At 65.0% G+C, this 23555-nt stretch carries 23 protein-coding genes; 14 read left to right on the top strand and 9 right to left on the bottom strand.

Annotated features, from left to right (window positions below; all coding sequences use genetic code 11):
- Window positions 1-8: 8 nt before the first annotated feature.
- Window positions 9-1097: a Zn-dependent alcohol dehydrogenase gene (locus ACE103_RS39900; RefSeq protein ID WP_223966275.1), complete on the top strand. Its 1089-nt coding sequence runs from the start codon at window positions 9-11 to the stop codon at window positions 1095-1097.
- Window positions 1098-1239: 142 nt separating this feature from the next.
- On the opposite strand, the gene ACE103_RS39895 is transcribed toward ACE103_RS39900, so the two are convergent.
- From ACE103_RS39895 to mbfA, 3 genes are all read right to left on the bottom strand, one after another.
- A complete protein-coding gene (locus tag ACE103_RS39895) occupies window positions 1240-1593 on the bottom strand; it encodes a nuclear transport factor 2 family protein (protein ID WP_375777425.1) in 354 nt (117 codons plus the stop codon).
- Window positions 1594-1816: 223 nt separating this feature from the next.
- A complete protein-coding gene (locus ACE103_RS39890) occupies window positions 1817-3289 on the bottom strand; it encodes an amidase (protein ID WP_375777424.1) in 1473 nt (490 codons plus the stop codon).
- 139 nt (window positions 3290-3428) lie between these two features.
- On the bottom strand, window positions 3429-4400 hold the full coding sequence (mbfA, locus tag ACE103_RS39885) for an iron exporter MbfA (protein ID WP_375777423.1): 972 nt from the start codon (window positions 4398-4400) through the stop codon (window positions 3429-3431).
- A 170-nt stretch (window positions 4401-4570) separates the two neighbouring features.
- Between mbfA and ACE103_RS39880 the strand changes: the two genes are divergently transcribed.
- Window positions 4571-5293 (top strand): hypothetical protein, encoded by a 723-nt coding sequence (locus ACE103_RS39880; protein ID WP_375777422.1) that lies wholly within the window; start codon window positions 4571-4573, stop codon window positions 5291-5293.
- A gap of 76 nt (window positions 5294-5369) precedes the next feature.
- On the opposite strand, the gene ACE103_RS39875 is transcribed toward ACE103_RS39880, so the two are convergent.
- Window positions 5370-5732, bottom strand: coding sequence for a hypothetical protein (locus ACE103_RS39875; protein WP_375777421.1), 363 nt, complete (start codon window positions 5730-5732; stop codon window positions 5370-5372).
- Window positions 5733-5825: 93 nt separating this feature from the next.
- A complete protein-coding gene (locus tag ACE103_RS39870; protein ID WP_375777420.1) occupies window positions 5826-6974 on the bottom strand; it encodes an alpha/beta fold hydrolase in 1149 nt (382 codons plus the stop codon).
- Between the two features lie 104 nt (window positions 6975-7078).
- On the opposite strand from ACE103_RS39870, the gene ACE103_RS39865 reads away from it, so the two are divergent.
- Window positions 7079-7585, top strand: a complete 507-nt coding sequence (locus ACE103_RS39865; protein ID WP_375777419.1) for a hypothetical protein — start codon at window positions 7079-7081, stop codon at window positions 7583-7585.
- 202 nt (window positions 7586-7787) lie between these two features.
- Here the strand turns inward: ACE103_RS39865 and ACE103_RS39860 are convergent, their stop codons facing one another.
- Window positions 7788-9332: an acyl-CoA synthetase gene (locus ACE103_RS39860; RefSeq protein ID WP_375777418.1), complete on the bottom strand. Its 1545-nt coding sequence runs from the start codon at window positions 9330-9332 to the stop codon at window positions 7788-7790.
- Window positions 9333-9509: 177 nt separating this feature from the next.
- Complete coding sequence (locus ACE103_RS39855; RefSeq protein ID WP_375777417.1) at window positions 9510-10682, bottom strand: acetyl-CoA C-acetyltransferase; 1173 nt, start codon at window positions 10680-10682, stop codon at window positions 9510-9512.
- Between the two features lie 186 nt (window positions 10683-10868).
- Between ACE103_RS39855 and ACE103_RS39850 the strand changes: the two genes are divergently transcribed.
- The 9 genes from ACE103_RS39850 (at window position 10869) to ACE103_RS39810 (ending at window position 20425) form a co-directional block, all read left to right on the top strand.
- The gene (locus tag ACE103_RS39850; RefSeq protein WP_173640304.1) at window positions 10869-11534 is read left to right on the top strand and encodes a TetR family transcriptional regulator; all 666 of its coding nucleotides are present in this window, start codon (window positions 10869-10871) and stop codon (window positions 11532-11534) included.
- Between the two features lie 46 nt (window positions 11535-11580).
- On the top strand, window positions 11581-12339 hold the full coding sequence (locus ACE103_RS39845; RefSeq protein ID WP_029077953.1) for an SDR family NAD(P)-dependent oxidoreductase: 759 nt from the start codon (window positions 11581-11583) through the stop codon (window positions 12337-12339).
- 253 nt (window positions 12340-12592) lie between these two features.
- Window positions 12593-13399, top strand: a complete 807-nt coding sequence (locus tag ACE103_RS39840) for an enoyl-CoA hydratase/isomerase family protein (RefSeq protein ID WP_375777416.1) — start codon at window positions 12593-12595, stop codon at window positions 13397-13399.
- A gap of 41 nt (window positions 13400-13440) precedes the next feature.
- Window positions 13441-15306 carry an AMP-binding protein gene (locus ACE103_RS39835; protein ID WP_375777415.1) on the top strand — a complete coding sequence of 622 codons (1866 nt, stop codon included), beginning with the start codon at window positions 13441-13443 and terminating at the stop codon, window positions 15304-15306.
- A 154-nt stretch (window positions 15307-15460) separates the two neighbouring features.
- Complete coding sequence (locus ACE103_RS39830) at window positions 15461-16588, top strand: acyl-CoA dehydrogenase family protein (protein ID WP_223966294.1); 1128 nt, start codon at window positions 15461-15463, stop codon at window positions 16586-16588.
- Between the two features lie 114 nt (window positions 16589-16702).
- The gene (locus ACE103_RS39825) at window positions 16703-17950 is read left to right on the top strand and encodes an acyl-CoA dehydrogenase (RefSeq protein WP_375777414.1); all 1248 of its coding nucleotides are present in this window, start codon (window positions 16703-16705) and stop codon (window positions 17948-17950) included.
- 28 nt (window positions 17951-17978) lie between these two features.
- Entirely contained in the window at window positions 17979-19223 is a 1245-nt protein-coding gene (locus ACE103_RS39820; protein ID WP_375777413.1) for an acyl-CoA dehydrogenase, read from the top strand.
- A 2-nt stretch (window positions 19224-19225) separates the two neighbouring features.
- Complete coding sequence (locus ACE103_RS39815) at window positions 19226-19936, top strand: nitroreductase (protein WP_375777412.1); 711 nt, start codon at window positions 19226-19228, stop codon at window positions 19934-19936.
- 78 nt (window positions 19937-20014) lie between these two features.
- Window positions 20015-20425, top strand: coding sequence for a hypothetical protein (locus ACE103_RS39810; protein WP_375777411.1), 411 nt, complete (start codon window positions 20015-20017; stop codon window positions 20423-20425).
- Here the strand turns inward: ACE103_RS39810 and ACE103_RS39805 are convergent.
- Window positions 20422-21417: a helix-turn-helix transcriptional regulator gene (locus ACE103_RS39805; RefSeq protein WP_375777410.1), complete on the bottom strand. Its 996-nt coding sequence runs from the start codon at window positions 21415-21417 to the stop codon at window positions 20422-20424. The two genes, ACE103_RS39810 and ACE103_RS39805, sit on opposite strands and share 4 nt — an antisense overlap.
- Before the next feature lie 84 nt (window positions 21418-21501).
- On the opposite strand from ACE103_RS39805, the gene ACE103_RS39800 reads away from it, so the two are divergent.
- Both ACE103_RS39800 and ACE103_RS39795 read left to right on the top strand, forming a co-directional pair.
- Window positions 21502-22155, top strand: coding sequence for a glutathione S-transferase family protein (locus ACE103_RS39800; RefSeq protein ID WP_375777409.1), 654 nt, complete (start codon window positions 21502-21504; stop codon window positions 22153-22155).
- A 14-nt stretch (window positions 22156-22169) separates the two neighbouring features.
- The gene (locus tag ACE103_RS39795; RefSeq protein ID WP_375781277.1) at window positions 22170-22604 is read left to right on the top strand and encodes a DUF6157 family protein; all 435 of its coding nucleotides are present in this window, start codon (window positions 22170-22172) and stop codon (window positions 22602-22604) included.
- 158 nt (window positions 22605-22762) lie between these two features.
- Here the strand turns inward: ACE103_RS39795 and ACE103_RS39790 are convergent, their stop codons facing one another.
- Window positions 22763-23548 (bottom strand): enoyl-CoA hydratase/isomerase family protein, encoded by a 786-nt coding sequence (locus tag ACE103_RS39790; protein WP_375777408.1) that lies wholly within the window; start codon window positions 23546-23548, stop codon window positions 22763-22765.
- Between the last annotated feature and the right edge of the window lie 7 nt (window positions 23549-23555).

Below are 23555 nucleotides of genomic sequence, written 5' to 3'. Positions count from 1 at the left end.
AGACCCCGATGAAGGCCGCCGTCCTGCATGAAGTCAATCAGCCGCTGGTGATCGAGGATGTCAGCGTACCCAATCCGGGGCCGCGCGAGGTCTTGATCCGCACCGCGGTCGCGGGCCTCTGCCACTCCGACCTGCATTTCATGGAAGGCCTCTATCCGCATCCGCTGCCGGCGGTGCTCGGCCACGAATCGGCCGGCGTCGTCGAGAAGGTCGGATCCGACGTCAATTACGTGAAGCCGGGCGATCACGTCGTCACCTGTCTGTCGGTGTTCTGCGGCACCTGCGACAATTGCACCACCGGCCGCACCGTGCTGTGCACCGACACCACGGTGAAGATGCTGCCCGGCGCCTCCAACCGCCTGTCGTGGGGCCGGAAGGAGAAGCTCAACCAGTTCCTCAATCTGTCGTCCTTCGCCGAGCAGATGCTGGTGCACGAGAACGCGATCGTGAAGATCAAGAAGGAGATGCCGCTCGATCTCGCCGCGCTGATCGGCTGCGGCGTCATCACCGGCTATGGCGCCGTGGTCAACACCGCGAAGGTGACCGCCGGCGAGACCGTGGCCGTGATCGGCTGCGGCGGCGTTGGCATGGCCGCGATCAACGGCGCGCAGATCGCCGGCGCCGGCCGCATCATCGCGATCGACACCAATCCGGCGAAGCTGCAGCTTGCGACAAAGCTCGGGGCCACCGACATCGTCGACCCCGCGCGCGGCGACGTGGTGCAGCAGGTGCGCGAGCTCACCGGCGGCGGCGTGCATCACTCCTTCGAGGTGCTTGGCCGCAAGGAGACCGCGGAGCAGGCCTTCGCCATGCTGGCGGCGGGCGGCACCGCGACCATCGTCGGCATGATCCCGTTCGGCCAGAAGATCGAGCTGCACGGTTTTGACTTTTTGCGCGAGCGTCGCATTCAAGGTTCATCCATGGGGTCGAACCACTTCCGCGTCGACATGCCGCGCCTCGTCGACTTCTACATGCGCGGCAAGCTGCATCTCGAGGACTGGATCTCGGCCAAGCTGAAGCTCTCCGAGATCAACGAAGGCTTTGCCAACATGAAGGCCGGCAAGACGCTGCGCAGCGTGATCATGTTCGACAACTAGCCTCAGTCGTCGTCGCCCGGCTCGTCCGGGCGACCCAGTACGCCGCCGCAGAAGTCGTGTGAATCAACTGCTGCCGCGGAGTACTGGATGCCCCGCGTGAAGCGGGGCATGACAGCGGAGGGTGACGCTGCGAACGTTGCCCTCACCGCGCGACGTGCGCGGACACCGCGAGCCATTTGCCGTTCTGCCGCGCCCAGCAATCGGTGTAGCGGCCGTGCGTAGGCTGGCCGTCCGCGCCGGTGTAGCTGGTCTGGGCGTGGATGATGGCGAAATCGCCGAGGATGCGGATTTTGACGTCCTCGGCCTTCAACCCCTTGATCTTCACCGGGATTGCCGTCTGCTTCAGGAAGGCGGCGCGGTCGACCAGGCTCTTGTCCGGATTGGTGCAGTAGAAATCCTGCGCCAGGATTTCATCGAAGCGCTTGACGTCGCAATTCTGAACCGAGTCGACGTAGTCGTTGTTGAGCTTCGTCAGCTCGTCGAGGTCCTTGCTCATTTTGCTCCTCCCTGTGGCTATTGTTCGTCATTGCCGCGCTCTCGATACCGTCATCCCCGCGCAAAGGCTTTGCCTTTGTCGCTGGAGGTGCGAGCTCTTGCGAGCCTCGAAGGATGCACGGCCACAGTCGGGCCGTCGACCCTTCGAGACGCGCGCAAGGGCGCGCTCCTCAGGGTGACGGTGATAGGTTAGGTGTGCCCGTCGTCGCTCTGCAATGACCGCATCAATCATCGAACATTTTCGGCGGCACGAAGCCGCCGAACTCGCGCTCGATCAGCTCGGCGAGCTTGAGCGGCGTGCGGTCTTCCAGCATGGGACCGACGATCTGCACGCCGACCGGCAATCCGTCGGGCGCAAAGCCGGTCGGGATCGCGGTCGAGGGCAGGCCGGGCAGCGTCGCGATGCCGGGCCAGGCGAGCTGGTCGGTGTAGACGTGCGGCTCACCGTCGATCAGTATTCGCCGCCGCTCCTGGTCGGGCGAATGATCGTGCGGATAGGCCGGCGTCGGCATGATCGGGCAGATCACGGCGTCGAACGATTTGAAAAGCTCGCGCCATTGTGCGCGCAGCCGTGCGCGGCCGCCGTCGGCGATCACCCAGTCGCGGTGGCTGAGCGCGATGCCGCGCAGCCGCTCGGCTTGCAGGCTGGTGTCGCTGGCCGGCAGCGCAGCTGCTGCCGCGCAGGCACCGGCATAGACCTCCGGCGGGAAGGTCGCCGCCAGGAACGACAGCAGGATCCGCATGTAAAGCCGGGACGACGCGGCGAAGTCCGGCAGCAGCGGGCTCGAGCGAGACACTTTCGCGCCGGCTTTGTCGAGGTTACTGGCGAGCTTGTCGATGGTTCCGCGGATCACCTTGTCGGTCGGCATCACCGGGTCGCTGTCGATCACGAGGATGCGGAAATCCTTCAAGGCGGTGTGCCGCGCCACCGGCAGGTCCAGCCGGTAGGCCTTGCCGGCTTCGAGCGGATCGGGGCCGGCCATCACGTCGAGCACGAGTGCGAGGTCGGCCGCGCCGCGCGCCATCGGTCCGATCACGGAAAGGTCGCGATCGAACGGCAGCGGCGGCAGCGGCGGCGGGGTGTGGCCGCGCGACGGCAGCAGCGCGAAGGTCGGCTTGTGCGCATAGATGCCGCAGTGGAATCCCGGCACGCGCAGTGAACCGCCGATGTCGGAGCCGAGCGATAGTGCGCCGTAGCCCGCGGCGAGCGCGGCCGACGATCCGCCGGACGAGCCGCCCGGCGTGCGGCCGAGGTCGTAAGGGTTGTTGGTGGTGCCGTAGATCTCGTTGTAGCTCTGCCAGTCGGCGAGGGCGACCGGCACGTTGGTCTTGCCGAGGATGACGCCGCCGGCATCCTTCACCCGTTGGATCGAGAGCGCGTCCTCAGCCGGCACGAAATCCTTTTGCGGCGGGAAGCCCCAGGTGGTCGGCAATCCGGCGACGTTGAAGGATTCCTTCACCGTCATGGGAATGCCGAGCAGCGGCTTGTGCTCGCCGCGCGCAATGGCCGCGTCGGCGGCGCGGGCCGCAGCGAGGCCGCGCTCGAAGTCGCGCACGCATACCGCGTTGACCTTGCCGTCGTGACGCTCGATGCGGCCGATCGCGTCTTCTGCGAGCTCGACGGCGGAGACCTGCTTGTCGCGCAGGGCTTTCGACAGTTCGACGGCGGTCTTGAAACTGTATTGCGATTTGGCCACGGCGTGCTCCCGGTTCTGGTGTTGGCGCGATGATGGGCAGTTTGGCTGCCGCCCGCAAGCGCCGCGCGATCAATGCAGCGTGTGGGCCGTCACGACATCGCTGTAGCCGCGGCACCGCTGCCGTGTTTGATCGGAATTGCTACGCCGCGCCGATCAGGATGCCGACCGCGAGCACGATCGCGCCGCCCAGCACGATCTGGAACACCGCCTGGAGGAACGGCGTGTCCATGTAGCGCGAGCGGATGAAGGCGATCGCCCACAACTCGAAGAACACCACGATCCCGGCGATCGCAGTCGCGATCCAGAATGCGTTCGGCCAGGCGTCGGGCACCAGATAGGGAATGGTGTGGCCGAGGCCGCCGAGCGTCGTCATCAATCCGCAGGTGACGCCGCGCAGCCAGGGCGAACCGCGCCCGGTCAGCGAGCCGTCGTCGGACAGCGCCTCGGCAAAGCCCATGCTGATGCCGGCGCCGATCGAGGCGGCGAGGCCGACCAGAAACGTCTGCCAATTGTGATGCGTGGCAAAGGCGGCGGCGAACAGCGGCGCCAAGGTCGAGACCGAGCCGTCCATCAGTCCGGCGAGGCCCGGCTGGACATATTGCAGCACGAACATCCGCCGCCGCGTGCGGTCTTCCTCAGCGCGCACATCGGGCTTGAGGATCTCGCCGGTCAGGCGGACCGCGAGCTTCTCGTGGCCCTTCTCCTCTTCGGCGAGATCGCCGAGCAGCCGCCGCACGCCGACATCCTCGGCCTTCTCGGCGGCCCGGGCATAGAAGCGCTCGGCCTCCAGTTCCATGGTCTCGACTTCCTTGCGGATGGTGTCGAGCGGCAGGTTCTTGGTCAGCCAGATCGGACGGCGGCGCAGAAAGCCTTTGACGTCCTCGCGCCGGATCGGCGGCAGATGCGGGCCGAAGCGTTGCTCATAGGTTTCGAGCAGCCGGTGGCGATGGCCGCGCTCTTCCTCCGCCATCTCCTCGAAGATCTTTGCGGTATCCGGATAGCGTTCGGTGAGGTCCTCGGCGAAGGACATGTAGATGCGGCTGTCCTCCTCCTCGGAGGCAATCGCGACCGCCAGCACCTCGCGCTCGGTCAAATCGGCGAAATTCTTCACGGCAACGCCCTGTTTACTTAGTTTAGAATTAGAATAATTCTAATATTAGTGGGCAGCGCCGCGGTCAATCGTCAAAGCCGCGCCATGGTCCTGTTCGTGATCACGATGAAGGGAACCGGGCCGCGCCCGCACGAGTTCCTGTGGCTCACGAGGGGGCAGGAGGGGGATTCATGGACAGGGTCAAATATCGACTAAACGACGCGCGCCTGGCGCCGCGGCGGACCAAACTCGAGATCCCGGGCTGGGCGGGTCAGCGCGAGCCGCGCGCCGATCGCTCACGCGAGCAGGTCTGGCATTGCGTGCCGTTCTCGGAGGGCGCGCAATACGGCATCGAGTTGTTCTACCCCTATGACTTCGAGCTGCACGTCACCACGCGGGATGGCCAGCTGCACCTCGATGCGGATTGGGGCGAACCGCCGGACAGCGGCTTGCAGTGGCCGCCATTCCGCAATTTCGGTACCACGTTTTACACCTACCAGATCCTGCTCGACCTCAAGGTCGAACAGGGCATGGCGGTCCGCACCGAGCCGCATCCGCGATTCTATACCGACCGCACCGACAGCGTGCCGATCGCCGTCCCGGCGCTGATCCGCAACTGGTGGCCGATGATGTTCTTCTGCGTGTTCAAGGCGCCGGCCGAGGGGCGCACGCACATCTTCCGGCCGAACGAGCCGTTCGCGCAGATCATCGTGATCCCGGAGGAGGCGAACTTTCAGCTCGAGCCGATGGGCGAGGAGGAAGCTGCCGAGCGCGAACTGCAGGCGCGCCGCATCTACAACAGCCGGCCGAAACTCGCCGCCGGCACCAAGTGGACCTCGTCGACCGACACGGTGTTCGACGGCACCTACCGCCATCTCCACCGCGCCGCGAAGGAGAAGGCGCGCCAGGACTGAGGCGGCGTCGCATCATGGTCGGCAAAGAAGAACGGGGCCCGAGGGCCCCGCTGTCGCATCACCAGACTGCCGCCGCTCAGTAGTCGCGCCGGTAGAAGCTGTGATGGTGATGGTGATGATGATGATGACGATAGTAGCGCCGATCACGCGGCACCACGACCACGGGGCCTTCATAGCGGCGATAGTAGCCGTGATGATGGTGATGGTGGTGATGATGATGGTGATGATAGAACTGCGCCAGCTGCACGTCGTCGCGGGCCTGCGGCGGCGCAGACTCGTCGAGTGCCTGCAGCTTCGTCGAGGCGTCCGCGATCGGCTGCAGCAGCTCGGCGTAGGAATTCGCCTGCAGCACGTCTGCCGGCGCCGGCGCGGCTTGGGCGGCGCCGAACGCGCCAAGCGATGCGACGGCTCCCAACAGTCCGGCGATCTTCTTTTCCATGGTCTCTCCTCATGATCAGTCGCCGGACGCACAGCCGACTGACCGCAACGCCAGGTTCCACGGAATGTTCCCGGATATTTCCAGGACAATGTCCTATCGCGATGCACGCGCGAGGAACTGAAGCAGCAGCCGGCTGACTTCCTCCGGCCGCTCCTGCTGCACCCAGTGGCCGGCGCCGTCGACCAGATGACAGCCGATCATTTTGGTACAGGCCTTGGTCTGCATCGTCTCGAACACGCCGGGCCGCTGATAGGTGCCCCAATCCTGCTTGCCCGAGATGAACGCGGACGGCTGGTCGATGCTGCGGCCGCTCCAGGTCTGCAATTCCGCCGTGAACGCGCCTGATGTGCCGCAGCGGTACCATTGCAGCCCGCCCTGGAATCCCGTGCGCTGATACTCCGCGCTGTAAAAGGTCAGCTCGCGGTCGGGCAGCCAATTGTTGGCGGCGATCGCCTCGCGCGACGGCATCTCCTCGGCGACCGTCGCGGCCATGTCCTTGGCGAGATCCATCACATAGTAGGTCGGCAGTTTGGCCAGCTCGCCCGCCGACCAGGATTGCAGCGGATACGGCTTGTTGTCTTTCCAGTCCGCGCTCTTGTGATGATAATAGGCGCGCAGGAAGTCATGCACGCCCTGTGGCGCGCGATGCATGTCGGCATTGGCCTGATACGTCGAATAGTACCATTGATAATGCTTGCGCGGCCGCGGCAGCGCCGCCAGCTCGCGATGCACGGGGTCTTCGCTCGCGGGCTTCCCCGGTTCATTGGCAATGTTGAACGGCAACGACGGCGGCCCCGAGAACGGCGCGCTCATCATCACGACCGCGCGGAACACGTCGGGGCGGATCAGCGCACACCATGCCGCAACCGACGAGCCGAAATCATGCCCGATCACGGCATCGACGTGCTTGTGGCCGAACGCCGCGACCAGCCCGAGCGCATCGCGCACCAGATTGGGCAGGCGAAACGCCGTCAGGTCGCCGTCATAATCCGCGCTCCAGCCGGTCGTGCGGCCATAGCCGCGCTGGTCCGGCGCGATCACGTGATAGCCGGCCGCGGCGAGCTTCGGCATCACCTTGCGCCAGGAAAACGCCAGCTCCGGGAAGCCGTGCAGCAGCAACAGGCAGGGCCGGCCGGATGTTTCGAAGCCTGCTTCGAGCACATGCATGCGCAGGCCATTGATCCCGTCGACATAACGCGAGCGGATGGTGGAGGGGAGCGGGACGTCGGGGAGCGTTTCCATCGTGCAGATCACCTGTTGGGTATCGCCGCACAACCAGCGCATTTGGCTGTATGCTGGCGGCCATTGATTCACGATAGCAACTTTGTCCACGGGATGCATACCGCATGCGCCACGCAAGGATTGCAGAGCTGCCCGGCTGGATGTCGCGTCTCGGCGTGATGATCGTGGCCGCCGGCCTGTTGCTGGTGCCTGCGGTGCGCGCGGCCGACATCAAGGAGCTCACCGAGAAATTGCCGCGCGCCTATATCGGCGAATTCCTGTGGGACGGCGACAACACGGTGCAGAACGTCGTCATCACCTTCGACAAGGTGCAGGCCTTGAACGAGCAGAATGCGGAAGCGCGCGGCTGCGGTTCATATGAGGTCGGCCGTCATGTGACCAGGATCGGCGTGCAGATGTTCATCCGGCTGTCCGATCTCGAGGTCGAGATACTCGAACGCTCGCCCGATGACAACGGAGCGTTCGAGACCGACGGCAGCCATCGCGGCGAGCTGTCGGAAGATTTTCAGCAGATCGATGCGCAGTGGACCACCACGGCATCAGGCAAGCACGGCCAACTGCATTTGCGTGCCGCGGCGTCGGTGGCATGCGGACCGGCGGAGGATTTGTAGCGCTGGATAACGCTAGAAGCGACGTCCATCCTTCACCCTCCCCTGGAGGGGGAGGGTCGTCTCACAGCGAGCGAAGCGAGATGTGAGGCGGGGTGGGGTGATCTCTCAACACGGGAAGTCACCGATATGAGGGACTTTCACCCCACCTCGGTTCGCATTCCATGCGAACCGATCCTCCCCCTCCAGGGGAGGATAAGAGGAATCACGCCTTGGCGGGAGCCTTCGGCCAGTACCTGTCGCGCAGATGGCGCTTCACCAGCTTCCCGGTCGGCGTGCGCGGCAGCTCTTGCTCGAAATCGATGCTCTTCGGGCATTTGATCGGCGACAGATGCTGGCGGCAGAACGCGATCAGCTCGGCCTCAAGCTCCTTGCCGGCCCTGGCGATGTCGTGCGGCTGCACCACGGCTTTGACCTCTTCGCCCATCTCCTCGTTCGGCACGCCGAACACCGCGACGTCCGAGACCGCGGGATGCGTGATCAGCACGTCCTCGGTTTCCTGCGGATAGATGTTCACGCCGCCGGAGATGATCATGTAGCTCTTGCGGTCGGTGAGATAGAGGAAGCCCTCTTCGTCGAGGTAACCGACGTCGCCGAGCGTGGACCAGCCCTTGGCATTGTAGGCCTTCTTCGTCTTCTCGGGATCGTTGTGATAGGTGAAGACAGGCGCGTCGGCGAAATAGACCTGGCCGATCTGGCCGGTCGGCGCCTCCTCGTCGTTCTCGTCCAGAATCTTGACCTTGCCGACCACGGCGCGGCCGACCGTGCCGCGATGGCTCAGCCATTGCTGCGAGGTCGAGACGGTGACGCCGTTGCCTTCGGAGCCCGCGTAATACTCGATCAGGATCGGTCCCCACCAGTCGATCATCTTGGCCTTGACGTCGACCGGGCAGGGCGCCGCGGCGTGGATCGCGCCCTTCAGCGAAGAGACGTTGTAGCGGGCGCGCACCTCGTCGGGCAGCTTCAGCATGCGCACGAACATGGTCGGCACCAGCTGCGACTGCGTCACCTTGTGCGTCTCGACCTGTTTCAGGAATTCCTCGGCGTCGAAATGCTCCATGATGACGGAGGTGCCCCCGAGCACGGTGGCCATCATATTGAAGCGCAAGGGAGCCGCATGATAGAGCGGCGCCGGCGACAGATAGATCGAGTCAGCGTTCATGCCGCACATGTCGGCGGTGAGAATCCGCAGGAACGGGTTCGGCACGTCGATCCGGTTGCCTTCGAATTCCTTCTTGATGCCCTTCGGCCGGCCGGTGGTGCCGGAGGAATACAGCATGTCGTAGCCCGCGACCTCGTCGGCAACCGGCGTGGTCGGCTGCGCGCCGGCCTCCTTGTCGTAGGAGCGGAAGCCCGGAGCCGGCTCGTCCATCATGTAGAACAGCGGCTCGCCCACCTCGCCCTTGATCAGGCCCTTCACCTTGTCGGCGCATTGCGGTGTGGTGATGAACACCTTTGCTCCGCAGTCTTTGATGATGTAGGCGATCTCCTCTTCCGTCAGGTAGCGGCTGACCGCGGTGTAATAGAGCCCCGAGCGCTGCGCGGCCCAGCAGATCTCCATGAAGGCGAGGCGGTTCTCCATCAAGAGCGCGATGTGGTCGCCGGCCTTCAGGCCGAGCGAGCGGAACAGATGCGCGCACTGGTTCGAGAGCTCGTCGAGCTCGCGATAGGTGATCGCTTTTCCGGACGCCGCCATCTGGTAGGCGATCTTGTTCGGATGGTTGCGCGCGTGGATGGACGGATGGGTCATCGTGTTTCCTCAGGGCATCAATAGTGGTCGTCCCGGCGAAGGCCGGGACCCATAACCACTGATTTTTGTTGTTGGACTGGGTTGTGGCCCCAGCCGAGCCTAGCCACAAACGGGTGTGGTTATGGGTCCCGGCCTGAGCCGGGACGACGCCATTGTTGTAGCCGCTACTGCGGACTCTTACAGCCGCTCGACAATCGTCACATTCGCCATGCCGCCGCCTTCGCACATGGTCTGCAGGCCGTAGCGCTTGTTGCGCTGCTTTAAGGCATGCAGCAGCGTCGTCATCAGCTTGGTGCCGGAGCCGCCGAGCGGATGGCCGAGCGCGATCGCGCCGCCATTGACATTGAGCCGGGCCGGATCGGCGCCGGTGGTCTTTAGCCACGCGGTCGGCACCGAGGCGAAGGCCTCGTTGACTTCGAACAGGTCGATGTCGTCGATTGTCATGCCGGCCTTCTGCAGCGCGCGCTGGGTCGCCGGCAGCGGCGCTTCCAGCATGATCACGGGATCGCCGCCCATCATGGTGAGGTGATGGATGCGCGCCATCGGCTTGACGCCGAGCGCCTTCAGGCCCTTCTCGTTGACGACCATGACGCCGGAGGCGCCGTCGCAGATCTGGCTGGCGCTCGCCGCGGTCAGCTTGCCGTTCTCGGCAATCAGCTTGACGCCCTTGATGCCGTCGAGGCTGGCGTCGAAGCGGATGCCTTCATCGATATGGTGGGTGTCGGTCGAGCCGTCGGCGCGGGTGATCTTCACCGGCACGATCTCGTTCTTGAAGTGGCCGGCTTGCGTGGCCGCGATCGCGCGCTGGTGGCTGTTGTAGGAATATTCGTCGAGTTCGTCCTTCGACAGGCCGTACTTCTCGGCCATCATCTCCGCGCCGGTGAACTGGCTGAACACGATGTTGGGATACTTCGCCTCAATGCCCGGGCTCTTGTAGTGGCCGAAGCCGTTTTTGGCGGGCAGCGAGGAGGCGAGGCCCATCGGCACGCGGGTCATCGATTCCACGCCGGCGGCGATCACGCAGTCCATGGTGCCGCTCATCACGGCCTGCGCCGCGAAGTGCAGCGCCTGTTGCGAGGAGCCGCACTGGCGGTCGATCGAGGTCGCGGGCACGCTCTCCGGCAGCTTCGAGGCCATCACCGCGTTGCGCGCGACGTTGTTGGACTGCTCGCCGGCCTGCATCACGCAGCCCATGATCACGTCCTCGACCTGCGCCGGGTCGGCGCCGGATCGTTCGACCAGCGCGTCGAGCACGGTCGCGGCCAGATCGGCCGGATGCCAACCTGAAAGACGCCCTCCCTTGCGGCCGCCGGCGGTGCGGGCGGCGGCGACGATATATGCCTCGGCCATGTCTGATCTCCCTGATGTTTCTGGATTGGGCGGTTTCAAAGTTGGGCCGGATTTAAGGGGCGGTTCAGCATTTAGTCAATCAATCAATTAACTCTTGAGTGCAGCCCCGCCATGGGCTTATGTGCGGCCTCGATTTACCGGCGAGCCGAGAAACAGCCGGGGACACAAAGCGGGACCAGAGCGCAGTTGAACACCAGCGTACCGACGAAACTTCCGGCCGGCAAAAATGCCACTGCCGACAAGCTATTGGTCGCAGCCAGCGAGCTGATGATCGAGCGTGCCTCGATCGAGGTCTCGCTGTCCGACATCGCGCAGAAGTCGGGCGTCAACGCTGCGCTGGTGAAATATCATTTCGGCAACAAGGACGGGCTGTTGCTGGCGCTGCTCGCGCGCGACGCCGCCACCGAGATTTCGCAGCTCGAATATCTCATCAGCCAGCCGATCACGCCGTCCGCGAAACTGCGCCTGCATATCGGCGGCATCATTCGCGCCTATCACCAGTTCCCCTATATGAACCGGCTGATTCATTATCTCCTGCACGAGAGCTCGACTGCCGCCGCGAACGAGGTGTCGAAATTCTTCGTTGCACCTCTCCTGGATTTTCACCGCCGCCTCCTTGCCGAAGGCATCAAGGCCGGCGAATTCCGCAAGATCGATCCGGTGCTGTTCTACACCAGCCTGATCGGCGCCTGCGATCACCTGTTCTTCGGCCGCCATGCGATGTCGCGCGCGGTCGGCGTCGGTCCGGTCACCGACGAGGTCTGCCGCGAATACATCAAGCATATGGAAGCCTTGATCTTCGGCGGCGTGCTCAATCCCGATAAGGAAACGGCAGCGGTCGCCGCCGGATAACAAAGTTCGAGTCTAGAGAAGAAACGCCCAAGGAAAGGTTGTTCCCATGCAGTTGAAAGACGTTGCCGTTCTCATCACCGGCGGTGGCTCCGGGCTCGGTGCCGCAACCGCGCGCGCCATGGCCGCCAAGGGCGCCAGGATCGGCGTGATCGACCAGAACAAGGAAAATGCCGAGAAGGTCGCCGCCGAAGTGAAGGGCGTTGCCCTGCACGCCGACGTTACCGACGAGGAAGCGATCAAGGCGGCGATCGCCAAGGCGGAAGCCGCGCACGGCATCGCGCGCGTGCTGATGAACTGCGCCGGCATCGGCGGCTCGCAGCGCATCGTCGGCAAGGACGGCGTCTATCCGCTGGCGAAGTTCGTCCGCATCATCAACGTCAATCTGATCGGCACCTTCAACGTGCTGCGCCTGTTCGCCGAGCGCCTCGCCACCGAAGCCCCGATCGGCGAGGAGCGCGGCGTTGCGATCAACACCGCATCGGTCGCGGCCTATGAAGGCCAGATCGGCCAGATCGCCTATTCGGCCTCGAAGGGCGGTGTCGTCGGCCTCACGCTGCCGGCCGCGCGCGACCTCGCCAGCCTGAAGATCCGCGTCAACACTATCGCGCCGGGCCTGTTCCTGACGCCGCTGCTGATGGGTCTCAACGAGGAAGCCCGCAAGAGCCTCGGCGCCCAGGTGCCGCATCCGGCCCGCCTCGGCGATGCCTCGGAGTACGGTAACCTCGCCGTCCACATCGTCGAGAACCCGATGCTCAACGGCGAAACCATCCGCCTCGACGGCGCCATCCGCATGGCGCCGCGCTAACGGCGAATTCCGTCGTACTTCCCTTCTCCCCTTGTGGGAGAAGGTGGCCATAGGCGGCCTACGGCCGCCGTCCCTTAGAAAAGGACGCCGATGCTTTGCATCGGCTACGGCGACGGATGAGGGGTTCTCTCCGCGGAGACCGACCCCTCACCCAACCGAATGCAAAGGCAATAGCGAACATGCCCTCTCCCACAAGGGGAGAGGGCACAGCAACGAGCGTCGCGTTCGCTGAACGGTCGGGAGGACCATGCGCGTGTCTCAGCCGCTGCTGATCGAACATCACGATGGGGTCGATTGGGTCACGCTCAATCGACCGGAAAGCCTCAACGCGCTCGATCCTGCGATGATCGATGCGCTCAATACCTACTTCCAGGGCTTGCAGCGCAATCGCGACACCCGCGTCGTGGTGCTGAAGGGCGCCGGCGCGAATTTCTGCGCCGGGCTCGACCTCAAGCATGCGATGGCGCGCCGTGGCGGACAGACCGAGCCGCCCGGCGTCACGGAATCGCTCGACTCGCAGCGCCGCATTGCCGACATCGTGATGCTGATGCGGCGCTGTCCGCAGCCGATCATCGCGCTGGTACAGGGTGCTGCCGCCGGCGGCGGTTTCGCGCTGGCGCTCGCCGCCGACATCCGCATCGCCGCGACAAACGCGCGGATGAACTGCGCCTTCATCAAGCTCGGCCTTGGCGGCTGCGACATCGGCACCAGCTATTTCCTGCCGCGCCTCGTCGGCGTGTCGGTTGCCTCCGAACTGATCCTCACCGGGCGCTTCATCCATGCCGACCGCGCGCTTGCGGTGGGCCTGGTGTCCGAGGTGGTCGAGGCCGCTGATCTCGACGCTGCTGCCAATCCTTATATCGATGCAATGATGACGGCCTCGCCGGTTGGCCTGCGCCTCTCGAAGGAATGTATCAACATGAGCGTCGATGCCGGCTCGATCGAGGCGGTGATCGCGATGGAAGATCGCAATCAGGTGCTGTGCAGCCGCTCGGAAGATTTTCAGGAAGGCATCAAGGCCTTCCTTGAGAAACGAAAGCCTGTCTATATCAGGCGCTGAGAACAGATCCTTAAAAGGACAAGAATTCCGGGAGACGCAAAATGGATGGAGACGCGGCGATGCTGACGAAACCTGCCTTCCGGAAGGTGGATTGGCTCGTGCGTGACATCGCAGTCGAGCGGCGCACTGACGGCACCGTCGTCCTGAAGTCGCGGATCCCGTTGCAGGCCTACGAGACGCATATCCCGGCCTATCTCGCCAAATGGGCGGCGCAGGCCCCGGAGCGGATCTGGCTCGCGCAACGCGGCGGCGCCGACCGGCAGTGGCGCAAGGTCTCCTATGGTGAAGCCAAGCGCACCGTCGATGCGCTGACGCAAGGCCTGCTCGATCTCGGCATTGGCGACGGCCGACCGGTCGCGATCCTGTCAGGCAATTCGATCGAGCACGCGCTGATGACGCAGGCTGCGATGCAGGCACGGCTGCCGGCCGCGCCGGTGTCGCCGGCGTATTCGCTGATGAGCCAGGACCACCTCAAGCTCAAATATCTGTTCAACCTGATCAAGCCGGCCGTCGTCATGGTGCAGGACGGTCCGATCTTCGAGAAGGCGCTGAAGGCGATCGACCTCACCGGCATCACGGTCGTTCACGTCCTGCGTCCCTGCGACGGCATCAAGAGCGTGGCCTTTGGCGAGCTCGCGGCGACGCCGGTGACGGTCGATGTCGCCGCGTCGATCGCGAAGATCACACCCGACACCGTCGGCAAGCTGCTGTTCACCTCCGGCTCGACCGGCATGCCCAAGGCCGTCATCAACACCCAGCAGATGATGTGCGCCAATGCGGCGATGATGATGCAGGTGCGCCCGCGCGAAACGGCCGGCCCGATCCCGACCGTGCTCGACTGGATGCCGTGGAATCACACCATGGGCGGCAACGCCGCGTTCAATCCGGTGCTGGTCGATGGCGGCACGCTCTATATCGACGACGGCCGGCCGATGCCGGGCCAGCTCGAGGAGACCATCAGGAACCTGCGCGAGGTATCGCCGACCTATTACGCGAATGTGCCGGCGGGCTATGCGGCGCTGGCGGCCGCGATGGAGAAGGACGCGGCGCTGTGCGCGAGTTTCTTCAAGAACCTCTCGATCATGGCTTATGGTGGCGCCCGGCTGCCCGACGATCTCTATGACCGGATGCAGGCGCTGGCGGTGAAGACCACGGGCGAGCGCATCGTGTTCTATACCGGCTGGGGTTCGACCGAGACCGCGCCGACCTCGACCGGCACCTATTGGGACACCGAGCGCGTCGGCCTGATCGGCCTGCCGTTCCCCGGTGTCGAGCTGAAGATGGTGCCGTGCGGCTCGAAATACGAACTGCGGCTGCGCGGCGTCAACGTCACGCCTGGCTATTTCGGCCAGGCGGACCTCACCGCCAAGATGTTCGATGAAGAAGGCTTCTACTGCATCGGCGATGCCGGTGTGTTCGTCGATCCCGAGGATCCGCTACAGGGCATCATCTTCGCCGGCCGCGTGGTCGAGGACTTCAAGCTGACGACAGGAACCTTCGTCCATGTCGGCTCGCTGCGCACCGATGCGATCGCCGCGGCGACGCCGGTCGTACATGACGCGCTGGTGGCGGGGCAGGACCGCGAGTTCATCGGCCTGTTGTGCTGGCCCAACCTGCATGCCTGCCGCCAGATCGTCGGCAATGCGGATGCGAGCTATGAGGACGTGATCCGGCATCCCGAGGTGGTCGATTGCCTCAGGAAAGGTTTGCAGGCGCACAATGCATCCACCACCGGCAGCAGCATGCGCGTCGCGCGTGCGATGCTGATGGTCGAGCCGCCGTCGATCGACGGCAACGAGCTCACCGACAAGGGCTACATCAACCAGCGCGCCGGCCTCGAACGCCGTGCCGCATTGGTGGAGAAGCTCTACGCCGGCAAGCCCGGTGATGAGGTCATCGTGCTGTGATGAACAAGACTCTCTCCATTCGTCATTCCGGGATGCGCCCTCTTGGGCGCAGGCCCGGAATCCATAACCACGATCGGGAGTATGGATTCCGGGCTCGCCGCTCCGCGGCGCCCCGGAATGACGGCGAACAACTGAAAGAAAAAAGGTAGCCGCCATGAATTTCGATTTCTCCGACGAACAGAAGCAGATGCGCGACGAGGCGCGGAAATTCCTCAGCGAACAGTGTCCGCCGAAGGCCGTGCGCGAGGTGCTCGACGGCAAGGCGCCCTACGACAAGGCGCTGTGGAAGGGCCTCGCCGAGATGGGCTTCCTCGGCGTGGCGATCCCGGAACAGTTCGGCGGCGCAGGCGCCGGGCATCTCGAGCTCTGCGTGATCGCGGAGGAAATGGGCCGCGCGCTGGCGCCGGTGCCGTTCTCCTCCACCGTGTATCTCGCCGCCGAAGCGATCCTGATCGCAGGCAGTGACGCGCAGAAGCAGAAGTGGCTGCCGAAGATCGCCTCGGGCGATGCCATCGGCACGCTGGCGCTGTTCGAGGGCAAGGGCAATCCGTCGCCGAAGGCCATCAACGTCACGGCCAATGGCGGCGTGCTCAACGGCGTCAAGAAGCCGGTCGCCGACGGTGCGATCGCCGATTTCGCCGTAGTCGCCGCGCGCACCGGTTCGAGCGGACGTGAGTCCGATATCTCGCTGTTCATCGTCGACCTCAAGGCGGGCGGCGTTGAGGTCAAATCACTGACCAACATCGATCTGACCCGCGGCCAGGCCGAGATCACCTTCAAGGACGCCAAGGCGGAGCCGCTCGGCGCGGCCGGCGAGGGCTGGAGCGTGATCACCCAGGTGCTGGATCGCGCAGCCGTGCTGACGGCATTCGAGCAGGTCGGCGGTGCCGATCGCGCGCTCGAGATGGGCCGCGACTACGCGCTCGACCGCATCGCGTTCGGCCGTCCGATCGGCTCGTTCCAGGCGGTCAAGCACATGCTGGCCGACATGTATGTCTCGGCGACGCTGGCGCGCTCGAACTGCTACTACGGCGCCTGGGCGCTCTCGACCAATGCCGGCGAATTGCCGGAAGCAGCAGCCGCCGCGCGCATCAGCGCGACGCAGGCGTTCCAGCACTGCGCCAAGAACAACATCCAGGTCCATGGTGGCATGGGCTTCACCTGGGAGTTCGACTGCCACATGTACTACCGCCGCGCCAATGCGGTGGCGCTCGGCCTCGGCAGCCTGTCCTATTGGGAAGACGCGCTGATCGATCGCATGCGCAAGAAGAACGCGGCGTAGTTCCACGATTCGTCATTCCGGGATGCGCGAAGCGCAGGCCCGGAATCCAGAGGTTGGGAATCGAGATTCCGGGTTCACGCTTCGCGTGCCCCGGAATGACGGAAAGAGATCAGGATGAATTTCGACGACACCCCGCAAGAGGCCGCATTCCGCGCCGAGGCGAAAGCCTGGATCACGGCCAATGCGCCGAAGCAATACGAAGAAGAGCTCCGCAAGGCCTCGCTCGGCCGCGTTGCGCTCAAGGGAGCCAACATTCTCGAGGTCGCCAAGGTCTGGCAGAAGAAGAAGGCCGATGCCGGCTGGGCCTGCCTGCACTGGCCGAAGGACTATGGCGGTCGCGGCGCCTCGCCGATCGAGCGCGTGATCTGGCAGCAGGAGGAAGGCCCGTTCGGCCGCCTCAGCTCGATGTTCATCATCGGCCACGGCATGTGCGGCCCGACCATGATGGCGTTCGCCGGCGAGGAGCAGAAACGCAAATACCTGCCGCCGCTCGCCTCCGGCGAGAAAGTCTGGTGCCAGCTGTTCTCCGAGCCGGCCGGCGGCTCCGACGTCGCAGGTCTGCGCACCCGCGCCGAGAAGAGCGGCGACGAATGGATCATCAACGGCCAGAAGATCTGGACCTCGGGCGCGCATTATTCCGATTACGGCATTCTCTTGACCCGCACCGATCCTGATGTCGCGAAGCACAAGGGGCTCACCATGTTCTTCCTGGACATGAAGAGCCCGGGCGTCGAGGTCAGGCCGATCAAGCAGGCGAACGGCGCCTCCGACTTCAACGAGGTCTATTTCACCGACGTGCGCATTCCGGACTCGCAGCGGCTCGGCAATGTCAATGACGGCTGGAACGTGTCGCTGACCACGCTGATGAACGAGCGGATGTCGATCGGTGCCGGCGTCTCCACCGGCTTCCCCGAGCTGTTCGACTTCTGCAACAGTTTGATGCTGGAGGATGGCCCGGCGATCGAGAATCGCGCGGTGCGCGCGAAACTTGCGAACTGGGCGGTGAAGGCGAGCGGGCTGAAATACACCAGCATGCGCGCGATCTCCGCGCTCTCCCGTGGCGAACGCCCGGGACCGGAGAACTCGATCGGCAAGCTGGTCGCCGGTTCGATGATCCAGGATGTTGCGACCTACGCGCTCGACCTGCAGGGCGCCGCCGGCGCCTTGAACGGACCCGAGGACGCCGAGGTCGCTGGTAAATTCCAGGCGATGCTGCTGCGCGCGCCGGGCACCCGCGTCGAGGGCGGCACCGACGAGATCATGCGCAACATCATCGCCGAACGCGTGCTGGGCCTGCCCGGCGACATCAGGGTCGACAAGGACGTTCCCTTCAACAAGATCCCGACCAAGGGCCGCGCCTGAGCGCGCGAAAAATCAAAAGAGGTTCGCCATGAATTTCGATGACACGCAGCAGGAAGCCGAATTCCGCGCCATCGCCCGCAAGTGGGTCGCGGCCAACGCGCCGACGGAGTTCGTGGAAGAACTCTCGAAGTCCTCGCTCGGCCGCATCAGGCTCGCCAAGCACGACATGGTCGAGGTCGGCAAGGCCTGGCAGAAGAAGAAGGCGGAGGGCGGCTGGGCCTGCCTGCACTGGCCGAAGGAGTATGGCGGCCGCGGCGCCACGCCGATCGAGCGCGTGATCTGGCAGCAGGAAGAGGGCGTCTACGGCAAGCTGACCCAGCCGTTCCAGATCGGCGAGGGCATGTGCGGCCCGACCGTGATGGCCTGGGGCTCTGAAGATGCCAAGCGCCGTTATCTGCCGAAGCTCGCTGCCGGCGAGGAGATCTGGTGCCAGCTGTTCTCCGAGCCGTCGGCCGGCTCCGACGTCGCGGGGCTGCGCACCCGCGCCGAGAAGAAGGGCGACAATTGGGTCGTCAACGGCCAGAAGATCTGGACCTCCGGCGCGCATTACTCCGACTACGGCCTGTTGATCGCACGCACCGATCCGAATGTGCAGAAGCACAAGGGCCTCACCATGTTCTTCCTCGACATGAAGAGCCCCGGCGTCGAGGTGCGGCCGATCAAGCAGGCCAACGGCATGCAGGAGTTCAACGAGGTTTATTTCACCGACGTGGTGATCCCCGACAGCCAGCGCCTTGGCGCAGTCGGTGAGGGCTGGAGCGTGTCGCTGACCACGCTGATGAACGAGCGCATGTCGATCGGATCGCGGCTCACCACTGGCGTGCCTGAAATGTTCGAGTTCTGCTCGAATTTGATGCTGGAAGATGGCCTCGCGATCGACGATCCGGCGGTGCGCTCCAAGCTTGCGAGCTGGGCAGTGAAGGCGAGCGGGCTGAAATACACCAGCTACCGCGCCATCTCGGCGCTGTCGAAGGGTGAGCGGCCCGGTCCGGAAAACTCCATCGGCAAGCTCGTCTCCGGCCTGATGCTGCAGGACATCGCGACCTATGCGATGGACCTCGAGGGCGCCGCAGGCAGCCTCACCGGCACCGACGAGGAGCAGGCCAACGGCCAGTTCCAGCAGATGCTGCTGTCGTCGCCGTCGATGCGTATCGCCGGCGGTACCGACGAGATCCTGCGCAACATCATCGCCGAGCGCGTGCTCGGCCTGCCGGGCGACATCCGTGTCGACAAGGACGTGCCCTACAACAAGATCCCGACCAAGGGCCGCTGAGCATGGATGCCACCACCAAGCCGGGTTTCGTCGCCGAAGACCGCATCGGTGCGCTCGGGGAGTTGCTCAACGAGCGCTACTCGGTGCGTGCGTTCCAGCCGCGCGAGGTGCCGCGCGACGTCATCGAGCACGTTCTGACGACTGCGCAGCGTACCGCGTCGTGGTGCAACAGCCAGCCCTGGGAAGTCCTGATCGTGTCCGGCGAGGCCAAGGAGCGGTTCCGCAAGGCGATCTATGCCGAGGCTTCGCGCGGCCTCGGCGAGGATTACGATTTCACCCCGCCGCGCGAATATGTCGGGGTCTATCTGGAGCGCCGCCGCGAAAGCGGCTTCCAGCTCTACAACACGCTCGGCATCGCGCGCGGCGACAGGGCGGCGTATGCCAAGCAGGCGTTGGAGAACTACAATTTCTTCGGCGCGCCGCACATTGCCGTGATCCACACCAACGAGCCGCTCGGCATCTATGGCGCGATCGATTGCGGCGGCTATGTCTCGAACTTCATGCTGGCCGCGCAGGCGCTCGGGCTCGGCACTATTCCGCAGGCGGCGATCGCACGCCATTCCGGCCTGATCCGCCGCCATTTCAACCTGGCTGACGATCGCCGGGTTGTCTGCGGTATCTCGTTCGGCTATGCCGATCATGCGCACAAGGTGAACAGCTACCGCACCTCGCGCGCAACTGTGGCGGATACTGTCACATTCGTGGATGTATAGTTTCCTCAAGGCGGGGAGGCCGGTTCACCCTCCCGCCGAGGACAAGAAGAAACGACAAGAAGAACGACTAGAACAACAATGGCGAATAACGCCTCCCTGACGCCGGCGGAGATTAGCTGGCAACTGCACCGTCTGCCTGCGCTTGAGCGCGACGCGTTCATCGCCGCGCATTATCTGGGACAGCCTGTTGCCTGGAAGACCCGCTTCTTCGACGCGATCGACTGGGGCGCGGGCTCCGTGCTGCAATTCAGCTTTCTGCAACGTGGCTGGCACCGCCATTCGCGGCTCGACAACCCGATCTATGCCTATATCGACATCGAGCAACATCCGGAAACACGCGGCCTGCGCCGCGGCCGGCGGATCGATCTCGAGGGCACGATCAAGGGCGTCGACTTCGTGACCGGGATTACGCTCACGCTCGGCCGGTTCGAGATCCTGCCGGTCAATTTTCTCGACCGCTTCGTCATCAGCTCCGACAGCCGTTACTAACGGCGGGCAGCGCGGCGCGGCGGCGCGTCCTCATAGCGCGCGGCCATCGCGCCCGCCAGCTCGGCCATCTTGTCGCGCAGCTCCTCGGGGGCGATCACCTCGGCCTCGGCGCCGAGCCGCAGCAGCTCCGAGGCGGCGTGCCACACCGTCTTGCCGACCGGCATGGTGGCGACGCGCCAGCCGTCGGGCTCAGTGCCATCGGCAAGCCGCATCCGTGCCTTCACGTAAGGATGCGCCAGCGCGTCGAACAGCTGCAGCCCGAGCGGCGACAACCGCACCGTGGCCTCGTTCGGATGCAGCTCGGCCTCGAGCCGCGCGATAGAGGCGCGCCAATAGGTGGCGAGATCGAACTCCGTCGGCCGCGCGAACGGCGTCTCCAGCGCGGTGCAATCCAGCACCCGGGCGACGCGGTAGGTGCGGACATTGCCGTCAACCAGGCCGGCGAGATACCAGCTGCCGCCCTTCAGCACGAGGCCGAGCGGCGCCACGCGCCGCCGCTTCTCGGCCTTCCAGCTCTGGTAGCGGATCTCGATCAGGGTCTCGCGCAACACGGAGGTTGCGATGGCGCGCAGATGCTTCGGCTCCTCGGTCTCGCCGAACCAGCCCGGCGCGTCGAGATGGAAGCGCTGCTGCATGCCCCGCGCGTTGGAGCGCAGCTTCTCCGGCAGCGCTGCCATCAGCTTGGTCTGCGCGGCCGCCATCGCGGCATCGAGGCCGAGCGCGGCGGCGGGGCCGGGCAGCCCGGCCATGAACAGCGCCTCGGCCTCGCCCTGCGACAGCCCGTTCAGCCGCACCCGATAGCCGTCGAGCAGGCGATAGCCGCCCTCGGCGCCCCGGTCGGCATAGACGGGCACGCCGGCAGCCGAGAGCGCATCGATGTCGCGATAGATCGTGCGCACCGAGACCTCGCAGGCCTCGGCCAGCTCGGGCGCGGTGACCTGTCCCCGCGCCTGCAGGGTGGTGAGGATGGAAAACAGCCGGCTCGCGCGCATGGCTAGATCATACCTGACACAAGATGTCAGGTATAGGCGGACATAAGGAGGCCATGCGCCCTGATGGCGCAAGGAGATCCGCTGATGACCACCGCTGCCACCACCGACCGCATCACGCTGTATTACTCGCCGCAGAGCCGCGCCACCGGCACCCGCGTGCTGCTGGAAGAGCTCGGCGCGCCCTATGATCTGCACGTCCTCAACATGAAAGCGGCCGAGCAGCGCAAGGACGCCTATCTCGCGATCAATCCGCTCGGCAAGGTGCCGGCGATCAGCCATCGCGGCGGGCTGGTGACCGAGCAGGTCGCAATCTTCATCTATCTCGCCGATCTGTTTCCGCAGGCGGGTCTCACGCCCACGCTGGACGACCCGCGCCGCGGCCCGTATCTGCGCTGGATCGCCTATTACGGATCCTCGTTCGAGCCGGCCGTGATCGACCATTTCATGAAGCGCGAGCCGGCGCCGATCACGCAATCGCCCTATGCCGATTACGACACCATGCTGGGCGCGCTCGAGGCGCAGCTGGCAAAGGGGCCCTATCTGCTCGGCGAAGAGATCACGGCGGCCGACATCCTCTGGGGCATCGCGCTCAGCTGGACCATGATGTTCGGCATCGTCCCGAAGCGGGACGTGTTCGTCCGCTATACTGAGCGTATCGCCGCGCGCCCGGCGTTCGTCCGGATCTCGAAGGCCGATGACGAAATGGCAGCGCAGCATGCGGCGGCCGCCGGAGTGTGATACGGGTCGTGCCGATGACGAAACCGCTCTACAGCACCAACTGCTTCAACCCCCTGATCCGCGTCGCGGAGGATTGCCCGGCGCAGCGCGGCGAGGAGCCGCAGCTGCGTGGCAGCCAGCCGACGGTTGCCGTGCTGCAATTCCAGATGATCGCAGGCGCGCCCTACAAATACACCTCCGACGACGTCGTGTTCGCGACGTCGTCGGCCGGCCGCGCGCTTGATCCGAAGGCGGCGAAGAAGGCGCGCAGCCTCGCCCGCGAGACGTTCTTCTCGCGCGGCCAGGCCTGCATGCGCGCCTCGCCGCTCGGCAAACGTTTCGGCTGGGGCGTCCACGCCGACGCCGAAGGCCGGATCGCGCTCTTCGCCGTCGACAGCAAGCGCTACCAGGCGCTGGCCGGGGACCCTGAGGTCGCGCAGACGCGCGCGATGCGGAGCAAGCGGGCGTAGCGCTCTTTATCCTCCCCTGGAGGGGGAGGATCGGTTCGCATGCAATGCGAACCGAGGTGGGGTGATCTCTCCACTCGGGCCAGACGGGCCGTCGACCCTTCGAGACGGCCGCTTCGCGGCCTCCTCAGGGTGACGGTCTTGAGAGTGGGTGCGACGAACTAAAACCTCGGTGCCCGCTTCTCGGCGAAGGCCTTGATGCCTTCCTTGATCTCGTCGCCGCGCATGCTGTCGCGGTGGCGCTGGTCGGCGGCGGGCTCATCCAGCGCGCCGCGGGCGAATTCGTTGATTGCGCGCTTCATACCGGCCATCGCCTTGGGTGCATTGCCGGCGAGGATCGTGGCAAGCTTGTCGACCTCCTCGTCGAGCAGGTCGAGCGACACCATCGCGGTGAGGTAGCCGATCCGCAGCATCTCCGGCGCCGTGATCTTCTGCGCGGTCAGGAATAGCATCTTGGCGTTGTCGACGCCGAGCCGCGTGACGTAGCGCTGGATGCCGCTCTTGTAGTAGTGCAGCCCGAGCCGCGCCGCCGGCATGAACATCTCGGCGGTATCGACGCCGATGCGGAAGTCGCAGGCCAGCGCCAGGTCGGTCGAGCCGCCATAGACGCCGCCGTTGAGCCGGCAGATCGTTGGCACGCAGAGATCCTCGAGACGATTGACCACGACCTCGAATGCCGAGCCCGCGCTCTGTTGTTCATTGGCGCTCACCGCGCGCTCGGCCACCGAGTTGAGGTCGTAGCCGGCGGAGAACGCGCGGCCGGTTCCGGTCAGCACCAGCACGCGGATCGCAGGATCGGCCTCGATTCGGTCAAACAGCCTGACGAGCTCGCCAAGATCCTCGGCCTGCAGGCGGTTGAGGTGCTTCGGCCGGTTGAGGCGGATCGTGGCGCGTGCGCCGGCGATTTCGAGCACGGGTCCGCTGGCGGTGTCGGCCAACTCGGCCATATCGGTC

Origin of the sequence: Bradyrhizobium sp. ma5, from assembly GCF_042258955.1 — a bacterium.
In the GTDB taxonomy this organism is placed as follows: Bacteria; Pseudomonadota; Alphaproteobacteria; order Rhizobiales; family Xanthobacteraceae; genus Bradyrhizobium.
This window is presented reverse-complemented; position numbering and strand designations above follow the sequence as displayed.